Below are 24,186 nucleotides of genomic sequence, written 5' to 3' on the forward strand. Positions count from 1 at the left end.
ACCATCGTCATTCAATCTCGCTCTCCGTTCGATCAAATAGCACTAGTTCCTAGCTAGCGAACTGATCGGGTGAATGCTGAAGGGGAAGTAGCATCTCATAAACGTCTGAACGTCAAAATTCTAAACGTCGGGATTCAGCCTGCGGCTATCAACACTACCAACGCTATCAATAGTTATCGAAAGCATTAGAGTTTTTAGCCATCAGGAAGAGGGGATATCGATCAACACTGAACTGTTCATCTCCCATGAGACTTTCTGATGTCATTAGGCGATGTGTTAGAGACTTCTGGAAAAAGACAGCCGTAGTTGCGGCTGCCTATTGTGGAACCGGCTTACTGTCGGGCTATTTTGCTATTCCACCGGGCTATGCTTCGCCGGTTTGGCCAGCGGCGGGAATTGCCTTGCTGGCTGCCTTGTATTGGAAAAAATATTCCTATTTAGGCATTTGGCTAGGGTCTTTTGTCCTGAATGTGTTGATTGGCACAAGGGCGATCGGCACTATTAATCTCAGCATTGTTTTGGTGGGAGCTGGCATTGCTCTGGGCGCAATTTTGCAAGCCTATGTCGGCAATGTTTTATTACAAAAACTGTTTAAGCATTCCATTTGGCGAGAAGAATTTTTAGGAATTCTGGCACTACTGGTGTTGGCGGGCCCCATCAGTTGCATGGTGGGAGCAACGGTTGGCAACGGCGTATTGCTCGCCAGCCATTCCATTACTTGGTCTCAGATTTTGGAGTCTTGGTGGAATTGGTGGATTGGTGATTCGTTGGGAGTTTTGGCGGTTTTGCCCGTTGGCATTGTGTATATGCTCAAGCGCCAACGCATTGTCTTGAAGCTACACCGCAAGTCTAGTCGCGATCGACAATTTGCATCCTATATTCTGCCGGCTTTGTTGGTTTTAAGCTCAACTATTTTGGCTTTTCAAATCACAAAAAATGCAGAACGACAGCGCCTGTATGCTGTGTTTGAAAATGACACGGAAATTATTACTCAACGGTTGCACGAAGATTTGGATAAGGCCACACAAATTCTGTTTAGTTTGCAAGGCTTGTTTGATACGGCTGACCGCGATCGGGGCTTAATTCCGGTGAGTCGGCAACAGTTTAAAATCTTTACGGATCCCTATTTTGAGCGAGTTCGAGGGATCCAAGCCGTTGGCTGGAATCCGGTGGTAAAACGGGGCGATCGAGCAAAATATGAAGCCTACATTCGCGAAGAAGGCTTTGCTAACTTCCAATTTCAACAACGGGACGCAAACAATCGGCTCATTCCCGACCGCGATCGGGAAACCTATTACCCCGTGTTGTACATCGAGCCGCTGAATGGAAATCAGCGTGCCTTTGGGTTCAACTTAGGGTCAGAAAGTCGCCGCCTTCAGACTTTAGAGTTTGCTCGGGACTCTGGCGGTTTAACGGCCACACCGCCAATTAAACTGGCCCAGGAAACGGGCCAACAACAGGGTGTAATTCTTTATTTGCCAGTTTATGAATTGCCGATGCCAACCACCATAGCCGATCGACAAAAGTCTCTGTCCGGCTATTTGTCTGTAGTTTTCCGAGTGGGAGATTTACTGGAAACTTCTTTCCGGAATTTAGTTTCCAAGGGAATTGAATTCACCCTGTATGATCAGCCGCTCTCAGAAATGCTTTATCAGTCTAATCTTCAGGATACTCAGCAAAATAAAAATGCCTACATGACCCGAGAACAGATGATTCGCTTTGGGGGACGAGCTTGGGAAATTCAGTTTTGGGCCACGGAAGCCTATATTCGCGGATTAAGTACCAATGAACCCATGGTGGTGTTGCTTTCTGGATTTTTTATCACGGGCTTAACGGGGGCTTTTTCGATTACTCAAATTCGTAATTCTATTCTGGTGAACCTGTTAGTAGAAAAGCGAACTCATGAATTAGCTAAAAGCCAAGAAGCGGCTCTGCAAGCGGCTAGTAATGCTGAAAAAGCGAATCGAGCGAAAAGTAATTTCTTGGCCATTATGAGCCATGAATTACGCACACCTCTCAATTCCGTTCTGGGTTTTACGGAATGTTTGAAAGAGGATATGTTTGGCCCTGTGACGGAAGAGCAACGCAATGCCCTAGAAACTGTTGAGCGGAATGGTCGCCACTTGTTGGCTCTAATCACAGATATTTTGGACTTGTCAAAGATTGAAGAAGGCAAGTTTGAAATTGAGCTAGCCCCAGTGGATATTGAGCTGCTTTGTCGGTTTTGCTTAACGCTAGTCAAACAACAGGCGATCGCGAAAAGTATTGCGGTCAACCTTGATCTACCGTTGGTGATACAAACCCCTAGAAATTTACAACTGATGGCAGATGAACGACGGCTGCAACAGTCAATTGTGAATTTGCTGAGCAATGCGGTGAAATTCACATCGGAAGGTGGCTCAATTACGCTGCAAGTGTCGCTTCCGGATCCCAATCATCCATTTATCCGCTTTGCTGTTATTGACACTGGAATTGGGATTGCGGAAGCAGATTTTCACCGATTGTTTCACCCTTTCACTCAACTCGATGAAGCACTCAATCGCCAATATGAAGGAACGGGATTGGGCTTGTCCTTAGTGAAGCGCTTGGTTGAATTACATGGTGGACGAGTTGGCGTTACAAGCCGGGTGGGCTTTGGCAGTTGTTTCACGATTGACCTTCCCAGTACATTGTTGATTTCTGTATCGGATGATGTTGAGAGTCCTGTTGAGTTGGATGATGAGACTGAGCCAGACTCAGGGTTAACATCGGAATCAATATCAGATTGCGATCGGGCGGATCACCTCGATCCACCCCGAGGAGAAGATTTAGTGAATTTGTGGGCTCCAACGCTGAAGATTTCTCCCCACTTGCCAATTGTTCCGCCGCTTATTTTACTGGCCGATGATAATTTTGAAAATGCTCAAACTATTGCTCGATATTTAACTAATCGGGGTTATCGATTCTTGCGAGCTGGTAATGGACGAGAAGCCGTTGAAATGGCAATTGACTATCAGCCCGATTTGATTTTGATGGATATTCAAATGCCAGAAATGAATGGGCTGGAGGCCATAGAACTAATTCGCGAGAATCCCCAAACGGCTCATATTCCCATGATTGCTTTGACGGCTTTTGCCATGGCTGGCGATCGGGCCCGTTGTTTGGCTGCTGGGGCTAATGAGTATCTTTCAAAACCTGTGAAACTGGCCCATTTAACCAAGGTGATTCGTGGCTTCTTTGAATAGTGGGCTTTCGTTTTTGAATAGTAATTTTTTGAATAAATGAAATGTACACGAAATTCTCATACCAAACGTTTAGACCCTAACGCCCCAACTGATTAACAGCGGCCTTCGCTTCTCGGCGCAACCCTTCGGCATTGCGGAAAAATTCCTGGCCGTCGTGGAGCCGGGTTTCGTCATAATTCAGCGGGAAGTAGGCTAACTCTTCCAACCCATCGCCCAGGTGGTTCAAGCTGTAGTACAAATTGGCGGCAATGCCAGCGGCGCTGCGGGGATTGGGCATGGATTGCAAAGTGGCCTTGGCCCGATCGAGCGCCGTGGTCATCCGTTCCAAATAGGCTTCAAAGTTTGCCATCAATTCGTCGTCGTAGGGATCGGCGGCGAGGGCGTTCACGGCTCCCTTGAGCGATCGGGCAATTTCGCGAATGACGCGATCGACCGGTGTATGAACCCGCCGTAACCATTGTTCCAAGTCTTCATCGGCGGCTCGGCCCGTTTGGCGTGATCGCCGCTGTTGGCGATGCTGTTCCGTGGCGGTGGCGCTACGTTGTTCCCGTTGCCGATCGGCAGCATAGGGCTGGTGGTTCCAATTGTCGGGGCGATCGAACTGGCCATAGCGTAATGCCACGTCATAGTCAGCGCGCCGTTGGTCATCGCTGAGCACTTCGTAGGCGACGTTAATGGCGGCAATGAGGTCATTGTTGGGCAAATCAGGATTGCAGTCCGGGTGAAATTGCTTCACCAAACGCCGATAGGCCTGCTTAATCTGAGCGGCGGTGGCGGTGCGATCGACCTGAAGGGTTTCGTAGTGATTGGAAGCGGCCATGGGTGGAAAACAAAAAGCAAGCGGGCAATGATCCACCCATCATCGATATCTGACAAGCATTGGCCGATACGGTTGAAGGGGAATCTGCGTATTAAGATAGTTTGCGAACCACCCTTGTAAGCAAAGTGTAGGCAACGCTTGTGACCGCCCGATCGCATGAAGCGACTCTCTTCGTCGATGGCTACAACGCCATTGGTCAGTGGTCGCAAATGCGAAAGCGCTCTATGCATCAGCACCTAGAGCGGGATGACTTGGAGGCAGCCCGTTGGGAGTTGATTCAGCAACTTTGCAACTATAGTGCCTATCGGGCATTTGCAACTTATCTGGTCTTTGATGCCCAATACCGAGCAGAACGAGCTTCCGTGGAGACCATCACAAATCATCTAACGGTGCATTACACGGAATTTGGGCAAACGGCTGACACTTACATTGAACGGGCCTGCGCACTCTACAGCCGTGAAGTGAATCGAGCCAGTCGGCGCGTGATTGTGGCCACGTCCGATCGCGCCCAACAGATGACCACGATCGGCTACGGCGCTGAGTGGATGTCTGTTCAGCAATTGCTCCACGACATTGAATTAGCGGAACAACAGGTGCGTCGTCGGCAGCGATCGACCCAAACCAGCAGCGGCCGCTTCCTGAGCAGTCGCCTGGATGATGCGGTGCGTCAGCAGCTTGAACGATTGCGCTATGGCGATTCCGCTTCCTCTTGATTTTTGTTTGATGGCCTTAATTTCCGTTTCACCCTTCAAAAGTCTGCTCATCCCACAACTGTCGCAGCCGATCGAGCAAGCGCAGGGGCAAGGTTTCCCAGTCTGCCGCCGTTTCCGACTCCCCAGTCGCAGGCTGCGATCCATAGGAACTCCGGCGATCGCGCACCTGGGGGGTTAAGGATGATGACTTTTGCCCATAGGTCATTGGGGGGCGTGATGTGCCTCCTGGCAGTTCTCCGGCGGCATCGGCACTGGCTCTCGGCCCTTCCGTGCGATCGGGCTTCAGGTTAGGGGGTAAGTTCGTTGAAAACCATTCAGTTAATCGATCGACTGCCCGATCATTGAAATTCCCGGGAATTTGCGACTCTGAAGGTGATGGGTTCCGTGTGGATTGGTAAAGCCGCTCCAGGTACATCACAACAGCAGCCCGTTGCTTTGGGGCGATCGCCTGGCGAGTTTGACGCGCGATTGGATCCGTAGCTTCCGCAATCCAAACCAAGCCCGATCGAACCCGCGCCAAATAGGTCTCAAAGGCCTCCCAATCCTGAAGCGATGTCACTGGTAATCGTTCTGGCGCATGGGGTGGCAAGGGCAAATCGCCCACGGCCAACCACCCCCAAAGCCAAGCCTCCGTCAGTTGCGCATTAATTCCCACCGGCACAAAGGCCACCACATGATCGGGCCAATCCAGCGGCATTGCCAAATGCTCAAGGACGCTGGAGTCTTGCGCCTTCGGGATTGGTGCCGCCCCTGGTGCTTCGGTCTGGGACTCCATCACAAAGGGCAACAGGGCGATCGAACCCACTTGCGGCACGGCCAAACAAGCCACCTCGCCGGGCAGCCTGGAAACCGGCCGTAACTCACTCGGCGGTTCAAGGGCCAGCCACTGCCAAAGATGCCCCAACGCATCCATCGCCAAACTTTCCAAAAATACCGCTCGTCCTTGATGAGGGTTGGCCGCCTGACCCGCTTGGGCCAAGGCCCTTGGCCGATCGGCCTGATCCAAAGACAGGATAAGTGGATCCCAGTCCATTACGGCGCTCCTGTTTTGGGGGTGATCAAGCCTAGTAATTCCATAAATTGGGTCGGCTGGGCGCAAATCTCTTGGGCGATCGCCTGCAACATGGGATAGCACCGTCGCTTCCAGTGACTATGAATTGTTTGTTCATTCATTTGCAACTGCTGAGCTAAAGAACGCCAAGTCACCTTTTTCTCGGGTGGTTGTCGCTCCACCCGATCGCCCCGAGTCTGCAACAAAATCGACTGAGCCAAGAACTGGCAATTAAGCTGTGGATCCTTCATGCCACAACAACCCCTGAGGCGGCCTTCTGGATCTCGCTCAATGTAAAGCTCCACCAACAACCCTTGGCGCTGGACGGTTTGACGTTGCTGTTGTTCAATCAGGGCTTCAATGCCATCTAAGCGCAACCCGATCGGCACACAGTCTCCCAATGTGGAACTAGCGCGATCGCCCCGATCGGTTCCCACCGGAGCATCCAAGCTGAGGGCATTGAGCGGCATTTTGGCGCGGCGATAGAGATCAATAATTCGATACTTCAACTGACCATTCACCCAGGTCACAAATCGTCGGCGCACCAACTCCGGGCTGCTGTGGTCTAAGTCGCACCGAAAAGCAGCGATATTCTTTTGGACATATTCCAACGCCTGGTTCAGAGCTTCCAAATAGTCCGGGTGTGAATCTTTCCGCAGACCCGGCAGCTTGGGAATTAGGGCCAATAACTGCTCAAGGGCCCGTTTGCGGTTCCGGGACTTGGGGGGCTGAAGTTGGCGCAGCAGCCGGATCAGCGCCAAGTCAGGATCCGCCGGATCCGCTGGGTCGGGGGAATCTGGGGAGTCTGGGGAATCTATTGAGTTTGAGTTGATCGATCGAGCCACGTTTGCCGCTCCTAGGAACGAGAGGGAATCGGTGGAATAAGAGGGCTAATTAACAATTGACGACGGAATCAAGATTGCAGCCGCTTTGGTGATCCCCCCTAACGGGTCTGCATAAGTTTCTGGGACTTAGCCGATTAATAGAAGCCACAGTTGCATGTTTCTTGGCTGATTACTGCCGGTGAACTACTGCCGGTGAACTACTGCTGGCGAACTACTGCTGGCGAACTACTGCCGGTGCATTTTCTTCAGCTTATTTTTCCTGGCTCATTATTACGGGAGGCTAACCCATGACAATGCAGGGGATTGGTAGTGATTACTCTGTTGCCCAGCCGCGGTTCACCTCAGATCCATCCAGCGCTCCATCTGATCAAATCATGACCACCCAGCCTCTGGCTAACAATTCCCACGGGGCTAGCTCAATTCACGGACGCTTGCGACAAATTGACTGGCGACCAATCCTGTTCAAACTCACGGATGCAACCCATGGCCTGGGTTGGTCGATGGAGCGTGCAATCCCGGCTTTACAGGGCTATTTACAATTTTTACGAGCTATCGATCGCTATCCTTACATGGCCCTTGTACCCAGCGAGGACGTGGATGAAGTGTGGCACTGCCATTTACTCGACACGCAAAAATATGCGGCCGATTGCCAGTGGCTCTTTGGTCGCTTTATTCACCACAATCCCTATTTGGGCACGCCAACTGCGGGAGGCAAAGAGGCATTGGCTGAAGCTTGGCAAGAAACTTGCCGATTGCTCCAAACCTCGGCGGATGAGCTGGAGGCTGGGTCTTGGACTTGGTTGGGTGACGGCCCTTCTACTTGTGTGTTGTCCGTTCAAGATTTGGGCGATCGCCCTGGTTTGCCTCTCCGAATTCGGGCGGATCTGTCGGTGGAATTGCTGCCCTGTGCTTAGGGGATGTCTGGCAAGGATTGGGGGGCGCTGGCCAATTGGGACACTAGCAAAGCACCGATAGTTGTGGGGACGAGATTGCCGGGGCAAGGGGCTGGGGGCTGATATCAGATCCCCACAACCTTGATGTCATCGCTTCGATGTCATCGCTTTAAGATGCCATCGCTTCAAGATTGTCGGGGCAAGATTGTCGGGGCAAGATTGTCGGGGCAAGATTGTCGGGGCAAGGGGCTTAAGCCCCTTGTCTTTATCGGTTAGTAAGACCCGCAAGGTAGCAATTTAGGCTGTTCAGACACCCTCTGAGGAGTTGAATCTAATGCTCCGCTGTCCGGTGCTGTGCTATTGGGGAGTGCGCTGCAAGTCCGATCGCTCTTCGGGAAGGATCGCCCCTTCCACCGGACAAACTTGGAGGCAAATGCCGCAATCAATACAGGTGGCAAAATCAATCCAGAACCAATCGGTGCCCTTATTATTTTTGCCGGGGCCGGGGTGAATGCAAGCGACGGGACAAGCTTCCACGCAGTCGCCCACGCCTTCACAGGTGTGGGTCACAATTGAATGAGCCATAGGACAATTAAGGTCGGTTCTTCAGGTGTGTTCTTCTCAGGCCATGAGGCGCTCTTCAGTGTATCGCGACGTTAAGTAATGTAACGAGCGGCAGAATCGTGCAAAAGCATGGCGAGAAATCTCGGGAATCTGCTGACTGGTGGGCCGGGAGGGGATGTCCATGAAACAATGTCCAGAAAGCAACTGTTGTGGAAGGATGATTGGCGTTGGTTTCTGAGAACCTGCAACTCGTAAAGCGCGATCGAGAGCCTGTCAGTAGTTGGGCGCTTTACCATCTCCTGAAGTGGTCGGTGATTAGCCCGGTGTTGCATTCCTATTTTCGGGTGCGCATCTATGGAGCTGAGCGGGTGCCGAAGACTGGACCGCTGATCGTGGCCAGCAACCATGCAAGCGATTTTGACCCCCCGATCGTGGCTAATTGCACGGGTCGTCCGGTGGCTTTTATGGCCAAGGAAGAGCTGTTTAATGTGCCGCTGTTGGCTCCCGCGATTCGGCTCTATGGGGCCTATCCGGTCAAGCGCGGTACGGGCGATCGGGGAGCCATCCGAGCCGCCATGGATTATTTAGATGCGGGCTGGGCTGCGGGTGTATTCATTGACGGCACGCGCCGGCCCGATGGTCGCATTCATAACCCCAAGCTGGGGGCAGCGCTGATTGCGGCTAAAACTCAAACGCCTTTGTTGCCCATGAGCTTGTGGGGGACGGAGCAGATTTTTGCGAAGGGGAAAGTCCCCTGCCCAGTGTCGGTGACGGTGCGCATTGGTGAGCTGATTGATCCCCCCCGATCGAGCAATCGTGCTGAACTGGAAGCCGTCACCCAGCGCTGTACGGATGCGATCCATGCTCTCCATGCTCTGGGTCGTTAGGGGCCAAACGGTTACACCGTAGGAAGCATAAAGGGATAGGGGCATACAACCGTATGCCCCTACTAAAAACTGTGTTGGGGGATGAAGCCGCAAGGGCAACCCCCCATTTCCCCATTTGTTGTCAAGAGTGGTTGTTTGGCAACGATCGCCTAGTGCGGGTCTAGGACACGCTCGACAATTGCGCCAAGTTGGCTTTGAGAGCCTCCACCTTGTCCAGAGCTTCCCAGGGCAAATCCAAGTCCGATCGACCCAAGTGCCCGTAGGCCGCCACCTCTTGATAGAACCGGCCACCCCGATCGCCCGGTAACCGTTGCAGATCGTAGGTTTGGATGATGCCAGCGGGCCGCAGCTCAAAGCAATTGCGAATGGCCGTGAGCAGTTGGTCTTCGTCTACCTTGGCGGTGCCAAAGGTTTCGATCGAGATACTGACCGGACGAGCCACCCCGATCGCGTAGCTAACCTGCACTTCGCACTTGTCTGCCAAGCCAGCGGCCACCACGTTTTTGGCCACATGGCGACAGGCATAGGCCGCGCTACGATCGACCTTGGTGGGATCCTTGCCCGAGAAAGCACCGCCCCCGTGGCGAGCATAACCACCATAGGTATCCACAATGATCTTGCGACCCGTTAAGCCCGAGTCCCCTTGGGGTCCACCGATCACAAACTTACCCGTCGGGTTTACCAGAAAACGGGTTTCGCTCGAAGGCTTCACGATCAAGTCCGTGAACACCGGCTCCACCACCGCCGACCAGAGATCCTCCCGAATTTTGGCTTGCACAGCCGCTTCTTCGGAAAGATCCCCGATCGAAGCGGTGTGTTGCGTCGAAATCAGAATCGTATCGATCGCCACCGGCCGGCCATCTTCATAGACCACCGATACTTGAGTTTTGCCATCGGGCCGCAGGTAAGCCAATTGACCCGTTTTGCGAACCGCCGCCAATCGTCGCGCCAACCGATGGGCAATGCTAATCGGCAAGGGCATCAATTCTGGCGTTTCGTTACAGGCATAACCAAACATCAAACCTTGGTCGCCTGCCCCGATCGCATCAAGGGCCTCATCACTCATCGCCTCCCGAGTTTCCTGGGCCGCATTCACCCCTTGGGCAATGTCCGGCGACTGTTCATCCAATGCCACAATCACAGAGCAGCTCTCGGCCGCGAACCCATTGCTGGAATCGGTGTAGCCAATTTCGGCAATTTTGCGCCGAGCAATCTCAACAAAGTTCACATGGGCCTTGGAGGAAATTTCCCCTGTGATCAACACTAAGCCCGTGTTAACCACCACTTCAGCCGCCACCCGCGCCTTCGGGTCAACGGTGAGCAGCGCATCCAAAATGGCATCGGAAATTTGGTCACAAATTTTGTCGGGGTGACCTTCCGTGACCGACTCAGACGTAAATAGGGAGCGACGAGACAAGGACACTGGCCCTCCAACAGCGAGACAGACTGATTGCTGATAAGCGAAGCGATTATATCACTGGTCTCTATTTGCCTTAGGTAACCATTAGTACTTGTGCTTTTTCATGAAAACTCTGAGGACTATTATTCACGAGTGAGTTCAATGAGTTGCTTGGGTTGATTCATGGAACTCATGTGGGCTTAATTGATGAGACTCATTCTTGAACTGGTTAATTAACGGTTAAATCAATGGAGTGATCTATTGCTTGGCTGGACAGTTAATTGAGAAATAAATCTGAAAAATTCGTTTATTAATAAATTTGAAATTCGTTCGAGAATTGACTTGTTAATTTATGCGATCGAAACTTGTGTAATCAAAATTTATGTGATCGAAAGCTAAGCGATCGAAAGCTAAGCGATCGAAACCTGAAGTGCATCCAAACTCTGAATCAGAAAATCGGCCTGTAGTTCTGACAGGGCCTGGTTGCGCATCTCTTGAACATCAATCGCCTTGGGGGGAATGGTGCGCGAAACAATCGTGTTGGGGATTGCGTAGGTACGGTCAATTCCGATCGCGGCGGCCAAACCCGCAGCCCTCGCTGCCTGCATGTCAATTGCAGAGTCGCCCACGAGCAAGACCCGATCGGGCGCAACTCCCAACTGCTCGCACAAGCGCCAAACACTAGCTGGGTCTGGCTTGGCGGGCCCTGTGTTCGCCGCGCCAATCACCTGAATCCATTGGCCCAGGTCATACCGCGTCAGAAACGCTTGGGTATGTTCCAGCGTATCCCCCGTCAAAATCCCTAATTCCAAGCCCGATCGCGCCAAGCGCTCCAGGCAAAATTCCGTCTCCTCATAGGGCCAAGTTTGCAACGCCTTGTCCCCACAGATGCGATCGGCCTCGGCAAAGGCCTGTTGCACCAGGGCGATCGCCGTAGACCAGCTACAACCGGTTTCCGCCACGTAGGCCGCTGCCGCCACACAGTTTTGCTCACGAGTTCCCACCGCCATCAGCCCGGCCGGATTCCAGCGATCGGCACTGGCCCCCATGGCCAACAGCAGGCGATCGTCCACCTCGGGAATACGGGACTGAATAGCCTTGACCCTCGCTTGGGCCAACAGCCGTAAAAAGCCGCTTGTATCGGCCAACGTTCCATCCTTATCGAACAGAACCGCCTCAATTCCCTCTAGGGGATGACCATCTACCCAAACTGTTAACACGAGTGGTTTTCCCAAGGGCGATCGCCCATAAAGACTACCCCCCTAAATGTTGACGTGGTCTGAACTTGGGGTTCAACCAACCAATTCCCACACCAAGGGCAAGCAAGATTTCAGACAGAATTCAAAATCCAGAATTCAAAATCCAAAAACACAACAGGCAAGGGTTTTTCGCTCCTTGCCTGTCGGGTCTCATCAATCTTACTCGTCTGCTGCGGTGGCGTAAGCGGCTTCGTCTGCGCTTTCTTCCACCTCTTCCGGAGCTGCTTCTGCAACCGGCTCAGGGGCAGCACTAGCACTGCTTCCTTGCTGTTGCAGCTTCATTTGCTCGCGGTATTTCGCCGCCATTTCTTCCGCCTTGTCATAGACCAATTGGCGGTTCTTGAGCATGTCACCGGGTTCCGGCTCAAGCTGCTTGGTCGAAAGCGAGATCCGGCCACGCTCGGCATCCAAATCGATAATCATCACCTTCACTTCGTCGTTGACGTTGAAGATGCTGTGGGGCGTATCGATGTGCTCGTGCGAAATTTCGGAGATGTGCAGCAGACCGCTCACGCCGCCGATGTCGATGAACGCACCGTAGGGCTTGATGCCACGGACGGTACCGATCACCACTTCGCCCACTTCCAGGCGGTTCATCTTGCGCTCCACCAATGCACGGCGGTGGCTCAAGACCAGGCGGTTGCGATCTTCGTCCACTTCCAGGAACTTGAGGGGCAGCTCTTCGCCCACCAGTTCTTCCTTGGGCTTGCGGGTGCTGATGTGGGAACCGGGGATGAAGCCACGCAGGCCTTCAATCCGTACCAGTGCACCACCTCGGTTGGTGGCAAACACGGCCGATCGCACGGTGGCATCTTCCGCTTGCAGTTGGCGCACCCGTTCCCAGGCCCGCATGTATTCAATGCGGCGGATTGAAAGGGTTAATTGCCCATCCTCATTCTCATCAGCCAAGATGAAGAATTCGCGCGTTTCGTTGGGCTGCAATACCTCATCCGGATTTTCGATCCGGTTGATGGACATCTCCTGGATGGGGATATAAGCAGAGGTCTTGGCACCGATGTCAATCAATGCGCCGCGCGGTTCGATGCTGAACACCGTCCCTGCCACGATGTCACCAGGGCTAAAGTGATAGTCGTATTTATCAAGCAGGGCGGCAAAATCGTCGTGGCCGAAGCCAACGTCAATGCTGTTGATGGCTGAGATTTCTTGGGTGGGCATGCTAACGTGATGGTTTGAGTGCAGTCTGCTCACAGGTTCGCCGGTTACTCGAATGCTAGGCCGTCTACTAGCGAACACGACGATGGGCTATGGCAAGCTGCGAATGCTAGTCACTGGTCTAGATTCGCCTACAGAGACGGCGTGGGACGAACTCCAGCAACCAGGGTTGACCGACTTAATATACTAGCACGATGGGTTGGTTCCGGTGGCTTGGTTGCACGGATTGGCCGGACAAGCTTCCCCGGTGCTGTTTGGCCATGGCCGAAATGCCGCCGAAATGCCGTTGAATGGGGTTCCCAAAGGACGGACTCATTACCCATAGGGCATTACCTATAGAGCATTCTCGATCGCCTAGCTAGAATCGGGGGGCATCAGGTGGCCCCGCGAGGGCCCAGGAGGGGGGGAATTTTGAGTACGAATCTTCCAATTAGCAACTATCGGCAAGCGATCGGTAGCATGACCCAACAGGTACAAACCCTGGAGGCTAAGCTACCCCTGAAGCATCCGGACTGTCGATCGCGCTTTTGGTTACATGATCGCCCAGTACAGCGTGTCTGTCTGCTATTTCACGGGTTTACCGCTGCGCCCTATCAATTTGTCCCGATCGGGGAAGCGCTCTATCGTGCCGGTTACAACGTGCTGGCTCCCCTCATGCCGGGTCACGGGCAAGCGGGAAAATGGAACAGCCAAACCCCGCCTCCCCTCCCGATCGACCCCAAGGTGTATCAGAACTTTGGGTTGGAATGGGTGGCCAAGGCACGCACCTTTGGTCAACAGGTCTCGATCGGGGGGCTTTCCGGCGGCGGCACATTGGCTGCTTGGTTAGCGCAAGAACGCCCCCAGGATATTCACCGCGCCCTTCTGTTTGCGCCCTACCTCAGCAGCAGCAGCAAAGTGGTTGACTTGTTCGTTTCCAAAACCCAAGGCTACTTTTCTTGGGGCAAAGGGGCCGAAAGCAGCAGTTTCGATCGCCCCGGTTATCCAGGTTTTGCAGTGCCCGCCTTGGCCACCATGCTGAAAATGGGTCAACAGGTGCTCGATCGGGCCCATCGCCAGCCCAGCGCCCCCCTGTTTGTGATCTCCAGCCAAAGCGACCAAGCCGTTGGCATTTGGGATCATCGTGCCCTTTGGGAAGACACCCGCAAACGCCAACCCATTACCTGGCAACTGGTGTTTAACCGTGTGCTCGATATTCCACACACGATGATGACCCAAGAGGAAGGCAACCGCTACGCCTCCCTGCTGATTACCCTCACCCAGGCCTTCATTGAAAGCAGTCTCACCTGGTCAGATGTGGAGGCGATCGCCCGACGGATGATGAACAGCGAAACCTTCATGGATGCCGTGACCAAACTGCGACTCACCGATCGTGTTTCCGTTCACATGCCCGCCGCCATGACCTTGTTTGACAAGCGGGCCTTTGCAATGGATGACTTACTCGGAGAAAATCGCGACTGATTCTGGTGTGACTGACTTGGAAAAAAATCGCGATCGATCCTGAGCACTGCGGATTTTTGGGCGACGAACGCGCTGATTGACCGTTGGTTCCTGATCCTTGCGGGGCTGGGTTTTTATGCGATCGCAGTCAGACTCGGCCGAGTCTTTCGCAACTGATTCTTTCGCAACTGATCCAACAATCCCAAACCTCAGGTATTCTGCAAAAACTAAAAACTCGCTGATGGCAATGCCCAATTTATGACCCCAGCCAGAACCATTTGCCTGGGCTTTTTAATGGTGATCACGGTAGGCGCAATTCTCCTCATGTTGCCTATTTCCCTGACTAATCATCAGTGGAGCGATCCGATTACCGCGCTTTTTATTTCCACTTCGGCTGTTTGTGTGACCGGACTTTCGGTAGTTGATGTGGGGAAATATTACTCATTCTTTGGTGAGTTTGTGGTTGCTCTCCTAGCCCAAATTGGTGGATTGGGCTATATGACCGCCACAACTTTTCTGTTGCTGATTTTAGGTCGTCGTTTTGGCTTAAAGGATAAACTTGCCTTGCAACAATCGCTGGATATGCCCGGCATTTCAGGCGTTTTGCAATTGGTGAAATCCATTATTGGCGCAACCCTCCTGTTTGAGCTAACCGGTGCATTTTTACTGCTGGGGGTTTTTGTCCCTCAATTGGGTTGGAATTTGCAAGCAATTTGGTTCTCGGTATTCCACAGCGTCAGCGCCTTTAATAATGCCGGCTTTGGGCTATATGCCGATAGCTTCGTGAAGTTTGTAGAATCTCCTTTGCTGAACTTCACCATCACAGGCTTGATTATTTTTGGAGGAATTGGTTATCAGGCAATTATGGAGCTGTTCTTTTGGGGGCGATCGCGCTTAGGTCGTAATCACGCCGCTAGCCTGCGTCCCGATCGCTTCATGTTTTCGCTCAACTTCAAAATTGTCACCACCACAACCTTGGCCCTCCTGGTGATTGGAACAGTTGCCATTTTGATTACCGAGTTTAATAATTTGGACACACTCGGTAACCTCAGTTGGAATGGCAAACTTCTGGCTGCCTGGTTCCAGTCGGTTACCACCCGCACGGCTGGTTTCAACACAATTGATAATGGAAAATTGGGATCGGCTGCGCTGTTTGTGACTATTGCCCTGATGTTTGTGGGAGCCAGTCCTGGCAGTACTGGCGGCGGCATCAAAACCACCACCATCCGAATTTTAACCGGCGTGACTCGAGCAGTTCTGCAAGGTCAAAGCTCCGTCATTTTGTTTAATCGCCAAATTCCAATGGCGTTGATTATGAAGGCGATCGCGGTTTTTTTGGGATCCCTCAGCGTGGTTGTGGTTTCTACCATTTTGTTAACACTATTTGACCCAACGATTCCGTTTGTTCAGTTGTTTTTTGAAGTAGTTTCTGCTTTTGCAACCGTTGGCCTATCCACAGGTATTACAGCGCAGCTCTCCGTTGGTGGCAAATTAGTTCTCATTGGCACGATGTACATTGGTCGGGTTGGCATTTTGATGCTCATGAGTACTTTAATTAGTGAAAATGCTCGCAGTGTGATCCGCTATCCCGAAGAGGAATTGCTAGTGGGATAATTTGGCTCTGGCGCAATTTTCTTTTCCGATTAGCCCATTTTTCGATGAGCTGATTTGATGCGATCGGCCTGATTAATTCACTGAATTAAAGAAATTGATTGGCTAGCTCGATCGGCTCGATTAAATCAGTTTGCTTGATTCGCCTCATAGGCTCGCTTTAAATCATCTTGATTCTGTTATTGATGGAGATCTCAAATGCAGTTTGGTTCCCTTGGTTTTTGGCGCAATTTTCGCAGCACCAACAAACAATACGTGGTGCTGGGCTTGGGTCGTTTTGGCCGTGCTGTTTGCTCAACGCTGCACCAAATGGGCTATGAAGTGATGGGAATTGACTCGGGTGAGAAACAGGTAACTCAGGCGCTGAATGATAATATTGTGTCCCACGCATTGCAATTAGATACAACCGATCGCCAGGCCCTTGCAGAAGCTGGAGTCTTTGAATTTGAAACAGCAATTGTGGCGATCGGGAATTACATTGAAGCCAGCACCATCACCACCCTAAACCTCAAAGATGGCGGCGTGAATTACGTGGTCGCCAAGGCATCCACCGAAATTCATGGGCAATTGCTGGATAAGGTGGGAGCAAATTTAGTCATTTTTCCTGAGCGCGAGATGGGCTGCCAAGTGGCACGAATGCTCACCCGGCCCAACGTGCTGGAACGACTAGATTTGGATGCCAACAATAGCGTGGTTGAGCTGGTGATTCCTGAGGAATTTGAAGGGAAAACACTGCAAGAACTGCAACTGCGATCGCGCTATGGTGTGAATGTTTTGGCTGTGGCTCAACAATGCACAAGGGGCGGTGTGGAAAATATCCAAGTCAACCCCAATCCCTACGATCGATTGCATAAGGGAATGGTGCTCATTGTGATTGGTTCCAACGAAGGAATTGAGCGGTTGCCGATGTAGATGATCTAGCTCAATTGCTGATTCAACTTGGCAATTCAATTTGGCGATTCAACTGGATGACCTAGATGAGCGATTGAGATGGGTGATCTAAACTGCTAAGGCAGTTGCTCCTGAATTTTGTGCCCGCCTAAATAGCTTCTTGCCAGGGAAAACCGCTACCGTTGCCATCACCCAAAGGCAACGTCATGAAGGGAATACCATTGGCAAAAACTGAAAGATGGCGGGCCACATTCAAGGCTGTGATTGGTTCTACCAAAGCCCCATAAAGACCCAACAATTTTTCAGCAACCGATCGATTGGGACAGTGAATTTCCAAGGTTCGCCACCGCCGCCGAATTCGACATTGGCGCAAAATTTGTAAGCGGCGGTTCAGGTCAGGATCTTCGCGGTAAAATCCAAAATGACGCGCCCAAAGTCGAGGTTGAAATTCATAGTCTATCCTCCCGCGATCGAAACGGGCGATCGCCCTCATCACACTAATGATGGTCGGTGGCGATTCCCATAGGCATCACCTTTGGTGGCTGGGGATTAGGAGCCAATAACCGTATTTCGATTGAAACGCGCTTTCGCAAAGGCGGCCAGGAACTGACAAAAGAGTTCACGACCGGTTGCACCTCGTTACGAAAATCGTTAAAGTCCGCAATTTTCCGTTTCAATTGACATGGATGAACCCAAATTGACGGGATCCACTGATCAGCGGCCGATTCAAAGCTGATCAGAATCTGATCAAGGCGATCAAGCTGATCAATCTGATCAATCTGATTAATTTGCTCAATCTGATCAAAACTTGAGCGATTGGTGGTCAAATGCCGGTTGATCGCTGGTTAAAATTTGGGCCGCTTGCGGTCTAGATGGTGGCCGATTCAAAGGTGCACAAAACTGCATCGAATCGCACAAATTAACGAAAAATTATTGACGAAAAATTATAGTCGATTGGGGTGAATCACAACGGATGCTGCCATCGGAGCTATTAATTCATCGACGACGCGGTGAACAAATTATCCCGAAGCGCTTGCCTTTGGGCCCAGAGCACCTCAGCCAAGCCCAGGCCACAATCGCCCAATTTCAAGCGGCTGTGGGTCAGCCCAAATTGCAACTCGATCGCGCCTTGGCTGAACTAGAAGGCACTAGCCCAGATTTCAAAGTGCAGCGAGGATTTGCGCATTTGTTGGAATCGGGATTTTCGACCTTTGAAGTGGTCAGCCCGATCGAGCCGTTGGCCCTTCGCCAGCGGGTCTTTGCCTTGGCCAATGGTCAGCCTCCCAGCCGCGATCGCGCTTTGGCCGTTTGGGAACAGGTGGCCCGGGAGTTGTCCACGGAGGGCGATCGGGAAGTTTTGCCCTCGGAATTACAGCAATCTTTATACGCTGATTTGCCCCAAAACCGAATTTTGACGCAATTTGATCCTCCCACCCCCGAAGCCCTGATTCATCGCTATAACCTGTCCCAAGTTCAGGGAATTTTCTATCGCGCAAGTCACCTAAAAATTGATGCCTATCGCAATGATCCCGGCGAATATAAATTGCTCTTTCGTTATTTAAAACTCTTTCAGTTAATGACCTATATTGAGGGTGATGAAGACACAGGATTTACGATTAGTGTGGATGGGCCCGCCAGTTTGTTCAAAGCCAGCACGCGCTATGGTTTATCACTGGCAAAGGCGATCCCGGCCCTGTTGCATGTGACGAAATGGCGGGCAATGGCCACCTTGCAGGATCCCGATCCCCTCACCCGATCGCCCCAAGAACGGTTCTATGAACTGACGGCAGATTGCGGTTTAGTCAGTCACTATCCAGCCGGTAAACCCTTTGACAGCTTAATTGAAGAATCTTTTGCCAAGCGCTGGAAAAGCACCAAAACCGATTGGAAGCTGGAACGCGAAGTGAACCTGATTCCCATTCCTGGCAGCGTGGCCATTCCGGATTTTCGGTTGGTGCATCCCGATGGGCGATCGTGGATCTTAGAAATCGTTGGCTATTGGCGACCGGACTATCTGCGCAAAAAGTTTGCCCAGGTGATCAAGGCCGATCGCCCCGATTGGGTTTTGGCCATTTCCGAACGCTTAAACCTAGAAAAGGCGGGTCTCGATGCGCGCCAACTACCCGCCAAGGTGATTTGGTTCAAGGATCGGTTGGCTCCCAAGGCGGTTTTGGAGGCGATCGGGGAAACCGATGCCTAGGGGCAAAAAACGCCGATCGCCTAGGGGCTGTTGAGGAAAATGCCCAGCGCACCATGCACTCGGGCCGCGCTGCGGGACGGGCGATCGACAATCCGCCCACCCACAACCAACGTGGTGGAACTGCCGCCATCGAGGTTTACCCCGTTCACAATCCCCATTTGCCGCATTAATTGCGCCATTTCCGAGAGCGACGGGCCGCGACCGCCCACGCGATTTTGCACAGCCACCACCAACAACCGACCATCGGCCGTTTGTCCAAAGCCACTGCGCGCCGCCAACTCCACAATGAAGGCATCGCTGAAGCCTTCGCGTTTGGCATCCAAGACAATTTGCCCGTTTTGCAGCATCAGAGGGCCAGCGGCAACGATCTGGGGTAGGCCGTCAAAACCGCTAGGGGTGCTGCTGCTTTGCAACCGCACAGTGGTTCCCACAGGCAAGGCCGCCGCCACGCTGGAGAGCGATCGCGCCACGAGCAGATAGCCATTGACCGGAATCGGAAAATTGCTGCTGCCGGCCGGGCCCCCCGTGAGCTGTTGCGCCACCCGAGCGCCCTGCACCAAAATGCCTAATTCCCCATCGCTGAGGGTTTTGTAGCTGCTGCCCCAATCGCTGGTGTAGCGAGCAATGCCCCCTTGAATGTAGCCACTGTTGAGGGTGGTGAGTGTCCAATTTTGGCTGCCAGCGCTGATTTGCTCCCGCAGTTGCAGGCGATCGAACAAAAATTGCCCCGCATCATTCCAGCCCACGGCCCCACGACCCAAGATGGGGCCCGACAGCCACCGGCCATCGCGCCGCAGGGCCCCCAAGGGCAGTTGGGTATTGCGGTTGAAGTAACCGCCATTGATGCCAGCGGGCGCTTCCCACTGGCGGATGGTTTGCACAAGGGGGGCAATGCCCGTTTGGCCGGCCGCATTGGGCGGCAAGGGCCGCAGCCGCAGACCCGGTTGGCGCGGGTTCAGCTCTAGCCACTGCACCGGAAACCGGGCAGACCCAAGGCTGAGGTATTGCTGCCGCCAGGTGAGGCCATTGGCCCAAGCGATCGAACGACTGGGAAGCCAATCGGGCCGCAAATCAATCACCAGTCGATCGGGCTGCACCAGGGTGAACGCCCTGGGCCGCGATCCGCTAGGAATGGGAATGCGGACGATGGTACGGTTCCCGGCGGCGGTGATGTTGAGGGTGCTGCTGTTGGGCGGCAGGGCCGATCGGGCATCGAGGGCCACAATCAGGGTGTTGCCGTCTTCTTCCAGTTGCACCGCCGTGGGCCGATCGAAGTCCAGCACATAGCGCGGGCCCCAAGCCTGATTTCCCTGGCGCAAGGCTCTGAGGGTGGAAACGGCGGCGGTGATTTCCAGGGTGCTACCGTTGGGCCGCAACTGCCACCCCCGATCGCGGGCCCAATCGGTAATGTCCAAATAGCGAAAAGCACCAACTTGCCGAGCCGCCAAGGTCACGGGCATGGGCGAAAACCATTGAATTGGCTGGCGATCGGGCGCATTAGTATCCAGCAAATCAGCCCCCACTAACTGGGCGATCGCCCCGTCGGATAGGCCAATGCGGGTTTGGCCGTTCTCGCTCCAGCGGGCCCAACTGGCCCAACTGTTGGGAATCGATCGACCATTCACCGTGATTTGGGTGCTGGTTTCCGCCCCGGCCGCCACTTGGGCAATCACCGACAGTGGCAGCAGGGAATCGGCCTCGCTCAAGGACTCGGAACCGTTGAATTCAGAACCGTTTGACACAGAACCGTTTGACACAGAACCCATCGATCCAAAATTTGCTGATTTTTCAGATGCTTTTGCTAATTCAGCGGCTAATTCAGAATTGTCAGAATTGGCGGACTCAGAACCCATGGGCCCAGATGCTGCACTGGGTAAGGCGATCGGTGCAACGGACTTCAGGCTAGCGGTTTGTATTCGGGGTTGGGGAGCCGTTTGGGCCAGGCCAGGCATTGCCCCCCACCCCAGGACGATCGCCCCACCCACGCCCAGCCACCAGCGGCCCGAGCCTGTGGGGTTGGATTGCTGACCCGATCGCCCGTAGCCACGCCGGCTCGATCGACTGTGTGCTTGCTTGCTCTGCACCGTTGTCACCCCAATTCCTGCCATGACTGCAAATTACTGCCCGCCAGTCTACTGATTGCCACTGATTGCCACTGATTGCTAATTGATCGATCCTGATCGCCCGATCGCCCCGCACTGCTCGCCGCATCCGTCAGCAATGAGCCATTGATTAGCCCACTGGGAAGCCTGCCGCCTCGATCGCCTCGCGAATCGTGCCTTCTGCCGACTGGGTTTCCACAATCACCTGCTTGGTAGCCGGATCGCCCTGCACCGTCGCCTGGGGATCCACCTCCTGCACCGCGCGGGTAATGGCCGCCGCACAGGAAGCACAGGCCATGCTAGGAACCGTAAATTGCAGTGTCATAGACTCTTGAAAATCTTGAAAATGACGTTGAAATGACCTTGAAACCACATTGAACAATCACGCTCCAAGAGCGCGGCCGGGGCGCAAGCTAATTTCCAGACGCTTGGCCAAGCGGTACACTGGCAACCGTCGCCCAGCCTAGCATTATCGCCCTCGATCGCTCATGGATCTGCAACTGGTTCAGTTTCTAATTAATGGGGTCGCCGTCGGCTGCATCATTGCCCTTGCCTCCGTGGGTTTAACCCTCACCTACGGCATTTTGCGCTTGTCAAACTTCGCCCATGGGGACTTGATGACCCTCGGAGCCTATTTGGCTTGGGTCGCCAACAGCGCGGGGGTGAATATTTGGCTGGCGATCGCCCTCGGAGCCTTGGGAACCATTGGCGTGTCCCTGTTGAGCGAAGTGGCGATTTGGCAACCCATGCGCCAACGCCGGGCCAACTCCACCACCTTGATCATCATCTCGATCGGGGTGGCCTTGTTCCTTCGTAACGCGATCGTCCTGATTTGGGGCGGCAACAACCAAAACTATGACCTGCCCGTGGCCGCTGCCTTTGACCTGTGGGGGCTGAAGGTCAAGTTTTACAACATTGTGGTGGTGGGTTTGGCGGCCCTGGCGATCACCGGTTTGCATTACCTCCTGCAAAATACCAAGGTCGGCAAAGCCATGCGGGCTGTGGCCGATGACGTGGACTTGGCACGGGTGACCGGCATCAACGTGGATTGGGTGGTGCTGTGGACTTGGATCATTGCCGCTGGCCTGACGGCTTTGGGTGGCGGCATGTATGGGCTGCTAACGGCCGTGCGCCCCAACATGGGCTGGTTTTTGATTGTGCCGATGTTTGCCTCGGTGATTTTGGGCGGCATTGGCAATCCCTACGGGGCGATCGTGGGGGGCCTGGCGATCGGGATTGCCCAAGAAGTCAGCACCTATTGGCTGCCTACGGAATACAAGATGGCTGTGGCCTTGGTGATGATGGTTTTGGTGCTGCTGGTGCGGCCGCAAGGTCTGTTTCGGGGCACAACTTAAAAGTGGCAGCCTGAGAAATCAAGACAAACTCGAAAAAACCAACTCAAAACAACAAGCTCAAAACAACAAGCTCAAAACAACAAACTCAAAACAACAAACTCGAAACACAGGATCCACAGGCCACTATTGCGAATCGATCGGCCAGCTTGCGATACATCGGCAACCGTTGAATAGCCCCGATCCGGTTGACTGGCCCCCACCCGCTGACGGCCGTTTCGGCGGTTTGAAGCATCACAGCGGCGCAGAGATGCGGAAAAACAGTAGCGGTTGCTACATCAACCTTGATGAATTCCGTTCGCAATTGCCGTTATTTAACCTGCTCGCCTGGAAATTCTCCTGAAACTGGCCCCACTGACTGGAAGCAGTAGATCAGCCAGCCAGGAGGGGATTTCATGCTTGCTCAAGCCACACCGCCAGGGTTACCAGATACCCAACCAACGGATGTTTTGTTGGGGCAAATTGAAGCGGAACTAACGCGCAGTTTGGTTTATCAGCAGGCGATCGCCTCCTTGCAGGATTTGTTGGGTGAATCGGCGGAGGCGGTGCGGCGAGCGTTGGTGATGGTGGGCCGAGAGGCGGCGCGGCTTGCTTTGCACCGTGGCCAGTCGATCGCTGTGCCGATCGCCCTGCAAGAGCCAATGACTCCGGCCGCCGGTTTAGCGATCGCCCGCCAACAGGCTGGGGCGATTGGTCTTTGGCCGGATCCTGCCATGGTGCCGGCCCCCACTGACAACCCTTTTGACTTGCCCGAGTTGTTGATGAATGTGTTTGAAGGAACTTGGGCTACGCCGGATTACCAGAACACCGCTACCCAGCAGCCGATGATTGATACCACACCCCAGGGCCAAGCGCCCCGGAAGGCAGGGTTAAACGGGTCAAGGCTGAATCATTCACCGCTCAACGATGCAGCGCCCAGACCCTTGAGCAGTCCCCTGAGCAATCCCCGATCGGTCGTCGCCATTACTCTACCGGAGATGGATCCAATGGATTGGGATGAGAGTTTGCGGGCCATGGGTCGCACCTTGGCCGAGGTTCGGCAACAGTTGGGCTTCAACTTGGAACAAATCCATGTGCGCACCCATATTCCTTTGCGCCATTTACAGGCGATCGAGTCCGGCGACCTGAGCCGCTTACCGGAGCAGATTTATGTGCGTGGCTTTGTGCAGCGCATGGCGGAAGCGTTGGGCCTGGATGGCAAGGCATTGGCGGCCGCGTTGCCCCGCACGGAATCGGTGGCGGTGGTTCCCGATTGGTCGCAGCGCGATCGCAGCACCAACCCTGCTTTGGAACTGAAGCCTTGGCATCTCTACGCGGGCTATGGGGTGATGGTGGCCAGTGGGTTGGCTTGGGTTTCCCACGCGGCTCCTGGTGCCAGTTCGCAACCGCTCAAGCCGGTGATTCTCGATCGTGAAGCGGTGGTGTCTCCGCCCACCAAGGCCGACCAGCCCCAATCGGCTCCCGCCACCGAGGCCCAAACCCTGGATTCTTTCATTGCTCCGCCGGAAGCCACGCGCTAGGGCCTGTCGTCATTTCCTAGGATCAGGCGGAAACGATTGATTTTCCATGTCCCAGTCGTCGTAACAAGGGGCTTGAGCATCTTGTCCCCCACGATCTACTAACGGTGGAATCAAGAGACCTCTTGCACGAATAGAATAGCGGTGTAGAAAGTCGCTGTCACCACCCTCGGGAGATGCTCTACGAAAGCCTCGCCTCGCTACCCCCATCACAGTTCCGCCGTGCCTGTGGCTTTAGTCGTTCC

21 protein-coding genes are annotated in these 24,186 nt (G+C 53.5%); 10 read left to right on the plus strand and 11 right to left on the minus strand.

Features of this window, described 5'->3' with window-relative positions; translation table 11 throughout:
- Positions 1 to 245 precede the first annotated feature (245 nt).
- On the plus strand, positions 246 to 3,224 hold the full coding sequence (locus VPK24_RS17515; protein ID WP_393015312.1) for a CHASE domain-containing protein: 2,979 nt from the start codon (positions 246 to 248) through the stop codon (positions 3,222 to 3,224).
- A 76-nt stretch (positions 3,225 to 3,300) separates the two neighbouring features.
- On the opposite strand, the gene VPK24_RS17520 is transcribed toward VPK24_RS17515, so the two are convergent.
- Entirely contained in the window at positions 3,301 to 4,044 is a 744-nt protein-coding gene (locus VPK24_RS17520; RefSeq protein WP_393015314.1) for a DnaJ domain-containing protein, read from the minus strand.
- A 140-nt stretch (positions 4,045 to 4,184) separates the two neighbouring features.
- Here VPK24_RS17520 and VPK24_RS17525 point away from each other — a divergent pair, with 140 nt between their 5' ends.
- Positions 4,185 to 4,757: an NYN domain-containing protein gene (locus VPK24_RS17525; protein ID WP_393015316.1), complete on the plus strand. Its 573-nt coding sequence runs from the start codon at positions 4,185 to 4,187 to the stop codon at positions 4,755 to 4,757.
- 28 nt (positions 4,758 to 4,785) lie between these two features.
- Here VPK24_RS17525 and VPK24_RS17530 read toward each other — a convergent pair whose 3' ends face one another.
- Both VPK24_RS17530 and VPK24_RS17535 read right to left on the minus strand, forming a co-directional pair.
- On the minus strand, positions 4,786 to 5,790 hold the full coding sequence (locus tag VPK24_RS17530) for a hypothetical protein (RefSeq protein WP_393015318.1): 1,005 nt from the start codon (positions 5,788 to 5,790) through the stop codon (positions 4,786 to 4,788).
- Positions 5,790 to 6,653, minus strand: a complete 864-nt coding sequence (locus VPK24_RS17535; protein WP_393015320.1) for a hypothetical protein — start codon at positions 6,651 to 6,653, stop codon at positions 5,790 to 5,792. The genes VPK24_RS17530 and VPK24_RS17535 overlap by 1 nt, the downstream gene beginning before the upstream one ends.
- Before the next feature lie 374 nt (positions 6,654 to 7,027).
- Between VPK24_RS17535 and VPK24_RS17540 the strand changes: the two genes are divergently transcribed.
- The gene (locus VPK24_RS17540) at positions 7,028 to 7,567 is read left to right on the plus strand and encodes a glycine-rich domain-containing protein (RefSeq protein ID WP_393015322.1); all 540 of its coding nucleotides are present in this window, start codon (positions 7,028 to 7,030) and stop codon (positions 7,565 to 7,567) included.
- A gap of 336 nt (positions 7,568 to 7,903) precedes the next feature.
- Here VPK24_RS17540 and VPK24_RS17545 read toward each other — a convergent pair whose 3' ends face one another.
- The gene (locus VPK24_RS17545; RefSeq protein WP_393015324.1) at positions 7,904 to 8,131 is read right to left on the minus strand and encodes an indolepyruvate ferredoxin oxidoreductase subunit alpha; all 228 of its coding nucleotides are present in this window, start codon (positions 8,129 to 8,131) and stop codon (positions 7,904 to 7,906) included.
- 206 nt (positions 8,132 to 8,337) lie between these two features.
- On the opposite strand from VPK24_RS17545, the gene VPK24_RS17550 reads away from it, so the two are divergent.
- Positions 8,338 to 8,997 carry a lysophospholipid acyltransferase family protein gene (locus VPK24_RS17550; protein WP_393015326.1) on the plus strand — a complete coding sequence of 220 codons (660 nt, stop codon included), beginning with the start codon at positions 8,338 to 8,340 and terminating at the stop codon, positions 8,995 to 8,997.
- A gap of 160 nt (positions 8,998 to 9,157) precedes the next feature.
- Here VPK24_RS17550 and metK read toward each other — a convergent pair whose 3' ends face one another.
- The 3 genes from metK to VPK24_RS17565 all read right to left on the minus strand — a co-directional run bounded on the left by metK (position 9,158) and on the right by VPK24_RS17565 (position 12,831).
- Positions 9,158 to 10,414, minus strand: a complete 1,257-nt coding sequence (metK, locus tag VPK24_RS17555; RefSeq protein ID WP_393015328.1) for a methionine adenosyltransferase — start codon at positions 10,412 to 10,414, stop codon at positions 9,158 to 9,160.
- Between the two features lie 392 nt (positions 10,415 to 10,806).
- A complete protein-coding gene (locus VPK24_RS17560; RefSeq protein WP_393015330.1) occupies positions 10,807 to 11,616 on the minus strand; it encodes an HAD family hydrolase in 810 nt (269 codons plus the stop codon).
- A 198-nt stretch (positions 11,617 to 11,814) separates the two neighbouring features.
- Positions 11,815 to 12,831, minus strand: a complete 1,017-nt coding sequence (locus VPK24_RS17565; RefSeq protein WP_393015332.1) for a 30S ribosomal protein S1 — start codon at positions 12,829 to 12,831, stop codon at positions 11,815 to 11,817.
- A gap of 408 nt (positions 12,832 to 13,239) precedes the next feature.
- Here VPK24_RS17565 and VPK24_RS17570 point away from each other — a divergent pair, with 408 nt between their 5' ends.
- From VPK24_RS17570 to VPK24_RS17580, 3 genes are all read left to right on the plus strand, one after another.
- A complete protein-coding gene (locus VPK24_RS17570; RefSeq protein ID WP_393015334.1) occupies positions 13,240 to 14,289 on the plus strand; it encodes an alpha/beta hydrolase in 1,050 nt (349 codons plus the stop codon).
- Between the two features lie 237 nt (positions 14,290 to 14,526).
- The gene (locus VPK24_RS17575; RefSeq protein ID WP_393015336.1) at positions 14,527 to 15,882 is read left to right on the plus strand and encodes a TrkH family potassium uptake protein; all 1,356 of its coding nucleotides are present in this window, start codon (positions 14,527 to 14,529) and stop codon (positions 15,880 to 15,882) included.
- Positions 15,883 to 16,077: 195 nt separating this feature from the next.
- On the plus strand, positions 16,078 to 16,791 hold the full coding sequence (locus tag VPK24_RS17580; RefSeq protein WP_393015338.1) for a potassium channel family protein: 714 nt from the start codon (positions 16,078 to 16,080) through the stop codon (positions 16,789 to 16,791).
- A gap of 127 nt (positions 16,792 to 16,918) precedes the next feature.
- On the opposite strand, the gene VPK24_RS17585 is transcribed toward VPK24_RS17580, so the two are convergent.
- Together VPK24_RS17585 and VPK24_RS17590 are read right to left on the minus strand one after the other, a co-directional pair.
- Complete coding sequence (locus VPK24_RS17585; RefSeq protein WP_393015340.1) at positions 16,919 to 17,263, minus strand: hypothetical protein; 345 nt, start codon at positions 17,261 to 17,263, stop codon at positions 16,919 to 16,921.
- Between the two features lie 4 nt (positions 17,264 to 17,267).
- Positions 17,268 to 17,597 (minus strand): hypothetical protein, encoded by a 330-nt coding sequence (locus tag VPK24_RS17590; protein WP_393015342.1) that lies wholly within the window; start codon positions 17,595 to 17,597, stop codon positions 17,268 to 17,270.
- A gap of 146 nt (positions 17,598 to 17,743) precedes the next feature.
- On the opposite strand from VPK24_RS17590, the gene VPK24_RS17595 reads away from it, so the two are divergent.
- Positions 17,744 to 18,970: a DUF790 family protein gene (locus tag VPK24_RS17595; RefSeq protein ID WP_393015344.1), complete on the plus strand. Its 1,227-nt coding sequence runs from the start codon at positions 17,744 to 17,746 to the stop codon at positions 18,968 to 18,970.
- 20 nt (positions 18,971 to 18,990) lie between these two features.
- Here VPK24_RS17595 and VPK24_RS17600 read toward each other — a convergent pair whose 3' ends face one another.
- Positions 18,991 to 21,078: a phosphodiester glycosidase family protein gene (locus VPK24_RS17600; protein ID WP_393015345.1), complete on the minus strand. Its 2,088-nt coding sequence runs from the start codon at positions 21,076 to 21,078 to the stop codon at positions 18,991 to 18,993.
- Positions 21,079 to 21,202: 124 nt separating this feature from the next.
- On the minus strand, positions 21,203 to 21,397 hold the full coding sequence (locus VPK24_RS17605; protein WP_099531830.1) for a heavy-metal-associated domain-containing protein: 195 nt from the start codon (positions 21,395 to 21,397) through the stop codon (positions 21,203 to 21,205).
- 163 nt (positions 21,398 to 21,560) lie between these two features.
- Between VPK24_RS17605 and VPK24_RS17610 the strand changes: the two genes are divergently transcribed.
- Together VPK24_RS17610 and VPK24_RS17615 are read left to right on the plus strand one after the other, a co-directional pair.
- Entirely contained in the window at positions 21,561 to 22,427 is an 867-nt protein-coding gene (locus VPK24_RS17610) for a branched-chain amino acid ABC transporter permease (protein ID WP_393015347.1), read from the plus strand.
- Between the two features lie 392 nt (positions 22,428 to 22,819).
- Positions 22,820 to 23,944: a helix-turn-helix domain-containing protein gene (locus VPK24_RS17615; RefSeq protein ID WP_393015349.1), complete on the plus strand. Its 1,125-nt coding sequence runs from the start codon at positions 22,820 to 22,822 to the stop codon at positions 23,942 to 23,944.
- Positions 23,945 to 24,186: the final 242 nt, after the last annotated feature.

The sequence above is a fragment of the Limnothrix redekei LRLZ20PSL1 genome (genome assembly GCF_043235035.1).
In the GTDB taxonomy this organism is placed as follows: Bacteria; Cyanobacteriota; Cyanobacteriia; order CACIAM-69d; family CACIAM-69d; genus CACIAM-69d.

What these genes read in the sequence shown, in the direction of transcription:
- VPK24_RS17515 (WP_393015312.1), top strand. Translation starts at nt 246, where the DNA reads ATGAGACTTTCTGATGTCATTAGGCGATGTGTTAGAGACTTCTGGAAA.
- VPK24_RS17580 (WP_393015338.1), top strand. Translation starts at nt 16,078, where the DNA reads ATGCAGTTTGGTTCCCTTGGTTTTTGGCGCAATTTTCGCAGCACCAAC.
- VPK24_RS17530 (WP_393015318.1), bottom strand. Translation starts at nt 5,790, where the DNA reads ATGGACTGGGATCCACTTATCCTGTCTTTGGATCAGGCCGATCGGCCA.
- VPK24_RS17615 (WP_393015349.1), top strand. Translation starts at nt 22,820, where the DNA reads ATGCTTGCTCAAGCCACACCGCCAGGGTTACCAGATACCCAACCAACG.
- VPK24_RS17575 (WP_393015336.1), top strand. Translation starts at nt 14,527, where the DNA reads ATGACCCCAGCCAGAACCATTTGCCTGGGCTTTTTAATGGTGATCACG.
- VPK24_RS17545 (WP_393015324.1), bottom strand. Translation starts at nt 8,131, where the DNA reads ATGGCTCATTCAATTGTGACCCACACCTGTGAAGGCGTGGGCGACTGC.
- VPK24_RS17540 (WP_393015322.1), top strand. Translation starts at nt 7,028, where the DNA reads ATGACCACCCAGCCTCTGGCTAACAATTCCCACGGGGCTAGCTCAATT.
- VPK24_RS17605 (WP_099531830.1), bottom strand. Translation starts at nt 21,397, where the DNA reads ATGACACTGCAATTTACGGTTCCTAGCATGGCCTGTGCTTCCTGTGCG.
- VPK24_RS17585 (WP_393015340.1), bottom strand. Translation starts at nt 17,263, where the DNA reads ATGAGGGCGATCGCCCGTTTCGATCGCGGGAGGATAGACTATGAATTT.
- VPK24_RS17520 (WP_393015314.1), bottom strand. Translation starts at nt 4,044, where the DNA reads ATGGCCGCTTCCAATCACTACGAAACCCTTCAGGTCGATCGCACCGCC.
- VPK24_RS17565 (WP_393015332.1), bottom strand. Translation starts at nt 12,831, where the DNA reads ATGCCCACCCAAGAAATCTCAGCCATCAACAGCATTGACGTTGGCTTC.
- VPK24_RS17595 (WP_393015344.1), top strand. Translation starts at nt 17,744, where the DNA reads ATGCTGCCATCGGAGCTATTAATTCATCGACGACGCGGTGAACAAATT.
- VPK24_RS17610 (WP_393015347.1), top strand. Translation starts at nt 21,561, where the DNA reads ATGGATCTGCAACTGGTTCAGTTTCTAATTAATGGGGTCGCCGTCGGC.
- VPK24_RS17600 (WP_393015345.1), bottom strand. Translation starts at nt 21,078, where the DNA reads ATGGCAGGAATTGGGGTGACAACGGTGCAGAGCAAGCAAGCACACAGT.